A 9,495-nucleotide genomic window follows, 5' to 3' on the forward strand; every position below is an offset into this window, starting at 1 on the left:
AATCCTTCGTATTGCTATCAGGTTTGATCGGATCTTGTTTACTTTCTGGATGCTGTTTTCGAGCAGGGGATGTTTCGACCTGTTTTTTTTCTTTGGAAGTATGGGCATTTTTGTACCGTGCCAGATAGACTGAAAACTGGTTGACGCTCAGAATAAGTCCATATTCTTTTTCTAAAATTGCGGTCACTTCTTCATAAGAATAGCCCTGTTCTCTGAGTTCAAAAATCTGGGGTAAAAGACGGATAAAGGCTTTAGATTTGATTTTTGGCAGCATGACTTTAGATTTCAGTGGAATAACTTATTTTGATAGTAAATCGTTAGTGCTTTGGTTGCAAATTGATATGTTTTCAGTCGTAAACTCCTGCTTTTGATATCTAATTGATAACTTTTTGATAGTAAATCGGTAGTAAATTGATATATACGCCCTTTTTGCTGTTTTTCTATCTAAATTCTCCTCAAAATTTAAGATGGATTTTTGACGATTTTTAGGTATACACCATACGCACATAGTCATGATGCTAAAAAATCTTCGATTTTTTATTTAAAAGCAACGGCTTATATCAATTTTACTTGTCTTTCATTAATTTTTTAGATGACGCCAAATGTCACAAATATAAACATAAATATTTGTTTTATATATTTATAATTGTCACATGTTTGTCACAGATCAAAATGAAATGAGTAATGATAATCGGGTTACGATCAGGCTGTCCAAAGAGCAGTATTTCCTGTATGAAATGAGAGCGGCTGCCAAGGGAATGCGTGTATCAACTTATGTGAAAAGTTTGCTGGATGAGTGTGAGTCAAGCTCGTCAAATCAGCTCGCAGAACTGCTGAGATTGTTTAAAAGTCTGGATGAAAAAACGTCATTGATTACAGAAATTTTAATGGCTCAGAAAGATGAAAAACCAGCGCATACAGAAAGTGGTGCAGTGGATAATTTAAGTCTGGAAATGCTGCTGATGCTTCGGGCAATGGCTAAACCTGAACAGTTAAAAATGGCACATGCCCGGATGCGCGAGAAGGATTTTCCTATTCTCAATTTGCAGGATTACTAATCTCTAGCTTAGATCCATCTCATAGGATTCAGTTCAACGGAATTAAATATGGCTATTTTTCTGGTTCGACATGCTGAAAGTGAAGCCAATATCAATGGAAAGACGCTTTCACATGCTTCAATCGCTTTAAGCGAGAATGGCCATATTCAGGCTCAAAATTTATGCTCTACGCTGCCTAAAATTGATCATGTGATGGTGTCCAAGTATTTGCGGACGCAACAAACCGCAGCACCGATTCTGGAAAAATATAAGCTTGATTTTGAAGTGGACGAGCATTTGCATGAGTTTAGCTATCTGTCTGAGCGAAAGTGTGCCAATACCAATCTGAATGACCGTAAAGCATGGGTGAATGCGTACTGGGATAAAATGGATTGCCAGCATCGGGACGCTGATGATGCCGAATCTTTCGAGGATCTCTATCTGCGAGTGCAGGCTTTTCATCACAAGTTAAAGGCCGTGGCTGAGCACTATGCTGAAAAGAATTTGGCCGTATTTAGTCACGGACAGTTTTTACAGCTTTTGATCATGCAGATCCAGCAGCCAAGGCCACTAACTAAAGAGCTGATGCAGCAGTTTAGGGCTGACTTGGTGCGCCAGCCGATCAAAAATACTGAGGTTTTCACCTATTGAGCTGAATTTCGTATAAGAGATTTTATGTTAAATAAAAGGATCTAATTTCTTTTTTAAAGAAAAATGTTATATCCTGAAAGTTAACCTGATTTATCTGAAGTGAGAATTTTATGAAAAAAGTTATTGGTATGAGAAATAGCCGTACTCAAGCTTTTCAAATCGTAAAAGCTTCATTCGCGGTAGATAATTTGGTGATAGCAAATAAAGGTTTACAACCAATACATGAGTATGTAAATGGTTCAAAGACATTTGAGCAAGCTAGAACTACATTAGTTGAAATGTATCGTGTACGCTAAAAATGTTTTTTGATGATGAACTACATTATTATTTAACAGAAGAAGATTTTTATGATGATCCATTTTGTGATGAAAATGGTGTCTTAAAAAACAACCTTGGTATTTCTAATACCAAAGATTTGAATGATGCTGAGAAAGCTTTTAGTGCTTTACAAAATACTAGACTACAAGAAAATATACATATATTTCTAGGCGATTTTGATTTACAACACTTACAAAATATACATTATGAATTATTCCAGGATGTTTATCCTTGGGCTGGTCAATTAAGACTGGTGAACACCTATAAAGGTGAATGTATATTCCTTCGATACCTAAATATAGTTCCTTTATCCCATCTATTATTCTCATGCTTAAAAAATAATTTCCATTATCTTATTGATAATAAAGAAAATATAGATTTAATTTGTGCTTTTTTAGCAAGATTTTTTGTGGTTCTGAATTATATACATCCATTTAGAGAAGGTAATGGTCGCTCACAACGTTTTATGTTGGGTCAGATATTATTCAAATTAGGTTATACAATTGATTGGACTACTGTTAGTTCTGATGCTATGAATCAGGCTGTTATCTCGGGATGGAAACAAGGTGACTTCAAGCTAACTGAAAAAATGATTAAGCTAAATATTGAGAAGTTTGAATTAGATTAAACGACATACTAAGTCGCCCATAAAAATTTTAGTATTGCATCTTTTAATTTTAGTAAGTAACTTTTAAGTTTTTAAAATTAATAGAATTTAGGTAAATATGTCTTATATTGCAACAGTTATACCTGTGATGATTGCTTCCCCAGGTGATGTATTACAAGAACGAGAAGAAGTAAGAAAAGCTATTTATAATTGGAATGATATTAATTCAAAAAATACTAGCATGATTCTTAATCCTATAGGTTGGGAAACACATGGTGCTCCTGAAATGGGTGATAGGGCACAGGCCTTAATTAATAAGCGCTTATTAAATGAATGTGATTTATTAATTGCGGTTTTTTGGACACGCATAGGTACACCTACAGGTGGATATGAAAGTGGTACCGTTGAAGAGATTGAGCGTCATATGGCTGAAGGAAAGCCAACGATGATCTACTTTTCAAAAACACCGATTGATTACTCCGCGGTAGATAGAGATCAATATGATCTATTAATGAAGAAAAAAGACGAATGGAAAAATAAAGGTCGTATAGAAGAGTTTTCATCTTTACAAGAATTCAAAGACAAATTAAATAAGCAGTTGCCATATTTGTTATCAACGCATGAGTATATTTTGTCTTGTTCTTCCTCTATTCCGAATGCACAGCAAACCTCTGACGATTCCTCAGTAACTTTAAGTAGTGAAGCAGTGGAAATTATTCAGTTGGCAGGTAGTACTGATGGGGGAATCATGAAACTCCGTCATATGGCAGGTTTACTTTTTCAAGTAGGTGGGGAAAATCTCGATACTTCTACTCCAAGAAAAGAAGCTACATATGTGGCAGCATTAGATGAGCTACTGAATTATGGCTTAGTAGAAGCTAAGGGAAATAAAGGCCAAATATATAATTTAACTAAATATGGATGGGATGCTTACGATAAAATTATGGCTTCTAATTCTTAGTTGAAATAAAAAACCCCGGCATCCTGCCGAGGTTTTTTATTGGAACTTTAGGTCTGTGCTGGCTTAGTGCTTGTCGTATCTGGCCCCATCTTGGTGCTCATTCTTTGTAATTCTAAGGAACTTCCTGTTCCTGACCAATTCATCATATGAAAATTCCAATATGCCGCATAGCAGCAAAGGGACGAGATTCATGTGCGCCAGGGCGTACAAAATAACCTAAATTTCATCCACAGAAATTGGGGATAGTTTTCACCCTGGAAGATTTGATAACATTGGGAAAATGCCAAAATTGATCGTTTTTAAACCGATTTTATTGGCAAAAAATATCAAAACCGCTCATAAAAAAGCCGATTTGTTTCAAAATCGGCTTTTTGGGCATTTTTAGATTTTTCTTAGTTTGTTAAGTTTTTGATATTTAAATTAATATACAAGTGTATTGCGTATAACCTCCATTATGTTAAATATGAGCAATTTTGTACTAGATATTTTTAATTATATTGATAAGTTAGATTTTTTAATTTCTTAAAGGCACAACTTTGAAAACAATTGGTTTATTAGGCGGAATGAGTTGGGAATCTACAGATCTTTACTATCAACAAATCAATAAAATGGTTCAAATGAAGCTAGGAAAATTACATTCTGCTAAGGTTGTTCTTATCAGCGTTGATTTTGCTGAAATTGAAGAATTACAACATAAGGGACTCTGGGATGAAGCTGGATTTTATTTAAAAGATAAAGCTATTCAACTAGAAAAAGGAGGGGCCGATGGTATTGTACTTTGTACAAATACGATGCATAAAGTGGCTTCTTATATTGAGAATTCAACTACTATTCCATTTATTCATATTGCCGATGCAACAGCTACGGAAATTTTAAGTCAAAATATTAAAAAAATTGGTCTGCTTGGTACAGCTTTTACTATGGAACAAGATTTTTATAAAAACAGATTAGAAGAAAAAGGACTTGAAGTAATAACGCCAAATGAAACAAATAGAAAAGTTGTGCACGATATTATTTATAATGAATTATGTTTAGGGGTTATAAACGAAGAGTCTCAAAAGAAATATATCAATGTTGTCGAAGATTTAATATCTTCTGGAGCAGAAGGAGTTATCTTAGGGTGCACAGAGATTTGTATGCTTATTGGAGATATTAAATTTTCAGTCCCTCTCTTTGATACTACTTCTATACATGCAAAAGCAGCTGTAGATTTTGTCTTATCATAAAGTTTCTCTAAAATTAACATAATACACCTTATACGAAATGTGTTATAATTCTCTTTAGAAATCAATGCTGTAGTTTCTAGTTGATAGCCCGAACATCTCTGTTCGGGCTTTTTTTATGATTTTTCACGTTCCACATCTATTATTTGATCAATGTTTCACGCTTTTGATTAGCTCAATTGAATAATCAGGATGCCTGGTCTTTTTCTTTTTGGCGTTCATCCAGCTCTTTTTTGAGTGCCTTTTTATCCTGGTACGATGCAATCAGCATGATCGGGATCAGCAGCGGGGCCACAATAATGCCCAGGGCAATGTCTTTCAATTTCGGCATGATCTCTCTCCCTTAGTCATTATCAAAAACAGCATTCAGCACACGGCCAAATAAGCCACGTTTTTTAGGTTCTGGTTCAACATGCTCAGGAAGATGGATCCGTTTACTCTCGGAAGTAGTCAATTCGTCATAGTTAGAGTCAGTCTGTGACCGAGGATCCGTTGCTATATTTGAATTTGTAGATTCATTTAGCTTATCAATATTTTCTTGTTGTGACTGTTCTAAGGTGCCTTTAAACTCAATTCTATGAGTAAGATCTTCAATATGTTGCATCAAAGACTTTTCTCTTTGATTTGCTAAATCTAACTGATTTTTTAGTAAAGAAATCTGATCTTTTAATAGATTTTCGACTTCAGATTGAACGTGTACCTGTACATCCTTCTGAACTTGTTCAGTACGTGTACTGGACTGAACACCGACTGGGTTGCCATAAACTCTGATAAGTTCAGATAAGTCTATTAGACCATCATTATCTCTTGATAATTCACCATTTTTTAAAGCCTCATATATTGTTGTCCGTGATTTTTTAAAGGCTTTACTTGCGTCCATAACGCTAAATTTTGTAGTGTTCAATACAATCCCTCTGTTCATGTACAAGGATGTTCAAGTGAGCATATTACTGAACATTATCTTTATTTTGTTTGAAAGCCAACCTTTACTAGATATGGATATAGTTCTTTAAATTTTTCAGCATCTAATAGCATTTCGGCAATTCGTACGGCAAATTGCGGATAGCTTTCGGTGCCTTGAGAATACTTACTCATTTCAGGCAGTTCTGACAACTTGTTAGCAAATAAATGACGCTGAGCATCTGTTAACTTGGTGAAAATATCTAAGGTGTTTTGATCTCTAGCTTCTAGATTTGGTTTGTTAACGTTTTTCTTTTGCTTGAATGAGAATGAAAAGCCATAAATTGAACGTCCTTTTTTATGCTGCTCATACTTAACAGTGATATCTGTAAACTCATTAACTTGAGCCATAGCTAGATGTAAGACTCTGTCTTTAAAGTTCCCCATTCTTGTGTACTCATCATCAAGCACACCAATTTTTTTTCTAAACTCTTCAAGCTCTATAACAGGAGTTTGGCCAGTGCTACGCCATGCGATCAATAATTCATATAGACGTACAGCATAAGCACTACTGAGATTACTAACTTGCTGTAATTCATACTTAGTGAACTGTTCTTCGAGTTTAGTAATTAATGGAACAATAGCAGGTGCAAAAATTAACTTAACAGTCGCTTCAGCGTCAACATAACGAATCTCACTAACCCATCGGCTTAGTACGTTTTCGATATTTCCTCGTTTATTCATCTCTTGATAGCTAAATTGTCTAGCAAATAAATCTTTTGAAGCATCCTTTAATGCTTGATAGGCAGTCTGTCTTGCAACATTGAATTGATTGATATAGCTCTCTGCATGGACTTCTAAAGGGTTGTTTGCATTAATGCCTTTACCACTTTCTCTTGCTTCAACAATAGCTAAAAGAATAAGTCGCTGTTCAACTAGATCTAGGTTATAGCTTGCGTTAATTAAAGCATTATCTTTTACAACTAGATCTCGCATGTTATTAGTCTACTTTTTTATTTCTGAATATAAATCTATATAAAATATTATGTAGTTAAATGCAAGGTAAACGTAGTTAAATCTACAAAAAAAAATAAGTAGATTTATGGTAGGTAAACGTAGTCATATTGGTAGGTAAACGTAGTCATATTGGTAGGTAAACGTAGTCATATTGGTAGGTAAACGTAGTCATATAACCCTTGAAAGTATTGTGAAAAAAGGCTTTCAGCATGTCTAAAAGCATTTAAAAGTATTAAAATAATTAAAAGCCCAGGCAAAGAAAAATTGCCCTTGGTTTTCGCTACGCTCAAACTCTATTGAATCTCGCTATCGCTCGATTCGTAGGGGCAATTTTTTGCAAATACCTTCTAAAATTATGTAAAAAGCAAAAGCAACTATGACTTCGCTTCGCTCAGAAGCTTTTTTTGCTCGCTTCGCTCGGTCTAGGTGCAAATATCTGCATATAATTTACGCTTATTTAGGCTTCTCAGCCTAAAAAGCTGTTTTTCAGAGAGTCTAGGCGCGAATTTTTGTTGTGGCGCTCGTAGACACTCGCTAATAAATACTTGTTATTGTTTAATTAATCTAATAGAAATCATCTTCTATCGGCTTTTACTAAATTGGAAAACATTAGAGAACAACTACAGAGAGTTTTAGCTAGTCATAATTCATAAAAAATATCGATTGTGTACTGTACTGTAATGTACTAAAATACGATACAGTACAGTACACAATAGGAAATAAACCCATGGCAATCACTAAATCAGATGTGGCAAAAGCCATCGAATCCCTTGCAGCACAAGGCTCAAACCCAACTAACGATAATATCCTTGCGGTTCTTGGTAGCGGCTCAAAGACCACTATCAACAAATACCGCAAAGAGATCCTTGAAGAGCAACTGGCGGCAGCCGTTACTACGGCAAAAACTCTGAAAGATGCGGAACTCGTTACCGTGTCACAAGTCATTGCAACCCTATTGCAAGAACGGATTGATGCAGTACAAGGCGGATATGCGGAAACAGTGCAACAACTGGAAAAGCAGCTTGCAGATACCACAGAAAAACTGGAACAGGTGCAAATCAAACTTGATGAACAGGTCAAACAAACTGATGACACCACCGACAAGCTGAAAGTCGCTCTTGCTAGTACAGATAAGGCAAAAGAAGACTACAACGCCTTGCAAGCCAAATATGAACAGCTACTCGAAAAATCAGGCTCGATCAAATATGTGGAATCACAACTCACTAATGCAAATGCACGGATAGCTGAATTAGAAAAACAGATTACAATGCAAAAAGACAAGTAACTGACGATGAAGGCTGACATGCTCCCCATTAAATCAACGGTTTAGTACGGAGTATGTCAACGCTCTTTGGGGGTTACATCATTCAAATTGTTAAGGTCGATAAACCTAGTTTAATAGGAGCTATAACGCTTTCTACACAAGGCTTTCAGCTTACCTAAAAGCATTTAAAAACTTTAAAATAATTAAAAGCCAAGGGAATGAAAAATTGCCCTTGGTTTTCGCTACGCTCAAACTCTATTGAATCTCGCTATCGCTCGATCTAGGTGCAAATATTTACATGTAATTTACGCTTATTTAGGCTTCTCAGCCTAAAAAGCTGTTTTTCAGGGAGTCTAGACGCGACTTTTCGTTGTGTCGCTCGTAGACACTCGCTAAACAAACTATTGATTATTAGTAGTTATATTTTTATTCACTGACATAAAAAATGATATCCATTAAATATCGGAAAATGTCATTGTATAAGGCTGTAAGCCTTATACTGCAAGGGTTACAGAACTCTGAATAAGCAATAAATTTTATTCTGCTCAAAAGATCGTAGTGATGACTTTTGATTCCATATTTCAGCAATAGAAAAAAAGAATACCCTGCATTTGGCTTTATTTGGCGATTTAAGCCAAATTTTTAATTTTCCTGTAGTTCTCATAATCTTTTTTAAAATAATGTCTTTTATGCGATCTGGTGGCTTTTTAGGGGCGCTTTAGTCCTAGACCAATACTCATATTGGGCTTACTGAAATATTTTTCGCTTTCTTTTTGGATTGCTGCTTTGTGCTCAGGTGAACCAAAAACATAATCTTTCGTATTGCTATCAGGTTTGATCGGATCTTGTTTACTTTCTGAATGCTGCTTTCGAGCAGGGGATGTTTCGACCTGTTTTTTTACTTTAGAAGTATGGGCATTTTTGTACCGTGCCAGATAGACTGAAAACTGGTTGACGCTCAGAATCAGTCCATATTCTTTTTCTAAAATTGCAGTCACTTCTTCATAAGAATATCCCTGTTCTCTGAGTTCAAAAATTTGGGGTAACAGGCGGATAAAGGCTTTAGATTTGATTTTTGGCAGCACGTTCAGATGTTTCCAATTGGATTTATTATTTTGATAGTAAATTGTTAGTGAATTGATTGCAAGCTGATATATTTTCAGTAGTAAATTCCTTATTTTGATACCTAATTGATATACTTTTGATAACTTTTTGATAGTAAATTAGTAGTGAATTGATATATACGCCCTTTTTGCTGTTTTTCGCTCTAAATTCTGCTCTAAATTGAAGAAGGATTTTTGACGATTTTTAGGTATACACCATACGCACATAGTCATGATGCTAAAAAATCTTCGATTTTTTATTTAAAAGCAAAGGCTTATATCAATTTTACTTATCTTTCATTAATTTTTTAGATGACGCCAAATGTCACAAATATAAACATAAATATTTGTTTTATATATTTATAATTGTCACATGTTTGTCACAGATCAAAATGAAATGAGTAATGATAATCG

At 35.0% G+C, this 9,495-nt stretch carries 12 protein-coding genes; 7 read left to right on the forward strand and 5 right to left on the reverse strand.

What is annotated here, in order from left to right:
* On the reverse strand, nucleotides 1-274 hold a 274-nt coding region (locus E0H79_RS14645; RefSeq protein ID WP_131262024.1), incomplete at its 3' end, for a hypothetical protein.
* 403 nt (nucleotides 275-677) lie between these two features.
* Here E0H79_RS14645 and E0H79_RS14650 point away from each other — a divergent pair.
* The 6 genes from E0H79_RS14650 to E0H79_RS14675 all read left to right on the forward strand — a co-directional run bounded on the left by E0H79_RS14650 (nucleotide 678) and on the right by E0H79_RS14675 (nucleotide 4,800).
* Nucleotides 678-1,058 (forward strand): hypothetical protein, encoded by a 381-nt coding sequence (locus E0H79_RS14650; RefSeq protein WP_131262025.1) that lies wholly within the window; start codon nucleotides 678-680, stop codon nucleotides 1,056-1,058.
* 48 nt (nucleotides 1,059-1,106) lie between these two features.
* Nucleotides 1,107-1,688: a histidine phosphatase family protein gene (locus tag E0H79_RS14655; RefSeq protein WP_131262026.1), complete on the forward strand. Its 582-nt coding sequence runs from the start codon at nucleotides 1,107-1,109 to the stop codon at nucleotides 1,686-1,688.
* 110 nt (nucleotides 1,689-1,798) lie between these two features.
* The gene (locus E0H79_RS14660) at nucleotides 1,799-1,984 is read left to right on the forward strand and encodes a hypothetical protein (protein ID WP_131262027.1); all 186 of its coding nucleotides are present in this window, start codon (nucleotides 1,799-1,801) and stop codon (nucleotides 1,982-1,984) included.
* 2 nt (nucleotides 1,985-1,986) lie between these two features.
* Complete coding sequence (locus E0H79_RS14665; RefSeq protein ID WP_131262028.1) at nucleotides 1,987-2,634, forward strand: Fic/DOC family protein; 648 nt, start codon at nucleotides 1,987-1,989, stop codon at nucleotides 2,632-2,634.
* Between the two features lie 97 nt (nucleotides 2,635-2,731).
* Nucleotides 2,732-3,574, forward strand: coding sequence for a hypothetical protein (locus tag E0H79_RS14670; RefSeq protein WP_131262029.1), 843 nt, complete (start codon nucleotides 2,732-2,734; stop codon nucleotides 3,572-3,574).
* Between the two features lie 536 nt (nucleotides 3,575-4,110).
* Nucleotides 4,111-4,800: an aspartate/glutamate racemase family protein gene (locus E0H79_RS14675; RefSeq protein WP_131262030.1), complete on the forward strand. Its 690-nt coding sequence runs from the start codon at nucleotides 4,111-4,113 to the stop codon at nucleotides 4,798-4,800.
* A 184-nt stretch (nucleotides 4,801-4,984) separates the two neighbouring features.
* Here the strand turns inward: E0H79_RS14675 and E0H79_RS15360 are convergent, their stop codons facing one another.
* From E0H79_RS15360 to repM, 3 genes are read right to left on the reverse strand one after another with little or no spacing between them, the layout of a single operon-like run.
* The gene (locus tag E0H79_RS15360; RefSeq protein WP_001125247.1) at nucleotides 4,985-5,128 is read right to left on the reverse strand and encodes a hypothetical protein; all 144 of its coding nucleotides are present in this window, start codon (nucleotides 5,126-5,128) and stop codon (nucleotides 4,985-4,987) included.
* 12 nt (nucleotides 5,129-5,140) lie between these two features.
* A complete protein-coding gene (locus tag E0H79_RS14680) occupies nucleotides 5,141-5,701 on the reverse strand; it encodes a plasmid replication DNA-binding protein (RefSeq protein ID WP_004282224.1) in 561 nt (186 codons plus the stop codon).
* A 59-nt stretch (nucleotides 5,702-5,760) separates the two neighbouring features.
* Nucleotides 5,761-6,693: a replication initiation protein RepM gene (repM, locus tag E0H79_RS14685; RefSeq protein ID WP_131262031.1), complete on the reverse strand. Its 933-nt coding sequence runs from the start codon at nucleotides 6,691-6,693 to the stop codon at nucleotides 5,761-5,763.
* Between the two features lie 748 nt (nucleotides 6,694-7,441).
* Here repM and E0H79_RS14690 point away from each other — a divergent pair.
* Nucleotides 7,442-7,999, forward strand: coding sequence for a DNA-binding protein (locus tag E0H79_RS14690; RefSeq protein WP_019836970.1), 558 nt, complete (start codon nucleotides 7,442-7,444; stop codon nucleotides 7,997-7,999).
* A gap of 686 nt (nucleotides 8,000-8,685) precedes the next feature.
* Here the strand turns inward: E0H79_RS14690 and E0H79_RS14695 are convergent.
* The gene (locus E0H79_RS14695; protein ID WP_004968775.1) at nucleotides 8,686-9,063 is read right to left on the reverse strand and encodes a hypothetical protein; all 378 of its coding nucleotides are present in this window, start codon (nucleotides 9,061-9,063) and stop codon (nucleotides 8,686-8,688) included.
* Nucleotides 9,064-9,495 lie beyond the last annotated feature (432 nt).

Source organism: Acinetobacter sp. ANC 5045 (assembly GCF_004331005.1).
GTDB classification, from domain to species: Bacteria; Pseudomonadota; Gammaproteobacteria; order Pseudomonadales; family Moraxellaceae; genus Acinetobacter; species Acinetobacter towneri.

Bases quoted from the DNA above. Each gene is read 5' to 3' on its own strand.
- E0H79_RS14650 (WP_131262025.1), top strand. From the start codon at position 678: ATGAGTAATGATAATCGGGTTACGATCAGGCTGTCCAAAGAGCAGTAT.
- E0H79_RS14655 (WP_131262026.1), top strand. From the start codon at position 1,107: ATGGCTATTTTTCTGGTTCGACATGCTGAAAGTGAAGCCAATATCAAT.
- E0H79_RS14660 (WP_131262027.1), top strand. From the start codon at position 1,799: ATGAAAAAAGTTATTGGTATGAGAAATAGCCGTACTCAAGCTTTTCAA.
- E0H79_RS14665 (WP_131262028.1), top strand. From the start codon at position 1,987: ATGTTTTTTGATGATGAACTACATTATTATTTAACAGAAGAAGATTTT.
- E0H79_RS14670 (WP_131262029.1), top strand. From the start codon at position 2,732: ATGTCTTATATTGCAACAGTTATACCTGTGATGATTGCTTCCCCAGGT.
- E0H79_RS15360 (WP_001125247.1), bottom strand. From the start codon at position 5,128: ATGCCGAAATTGAAAGACATTGCCCTGGGCATTATTGTGGCCCCGCTG.
- repM (WP_131262031.1), bottom strand. From the start codon at position 6,693: ATGCGAGATCTAGTTGTAAAAGATAATGCTTTAATTAACGCAAGCTAT.
- E0H79_RS14690 (WP_019836970.1), top strand. From the start codon at position 7,442: ATGGCAATCACTAAATCAGATGTGGCAAAAGCCATCGAATCCCTTGCA.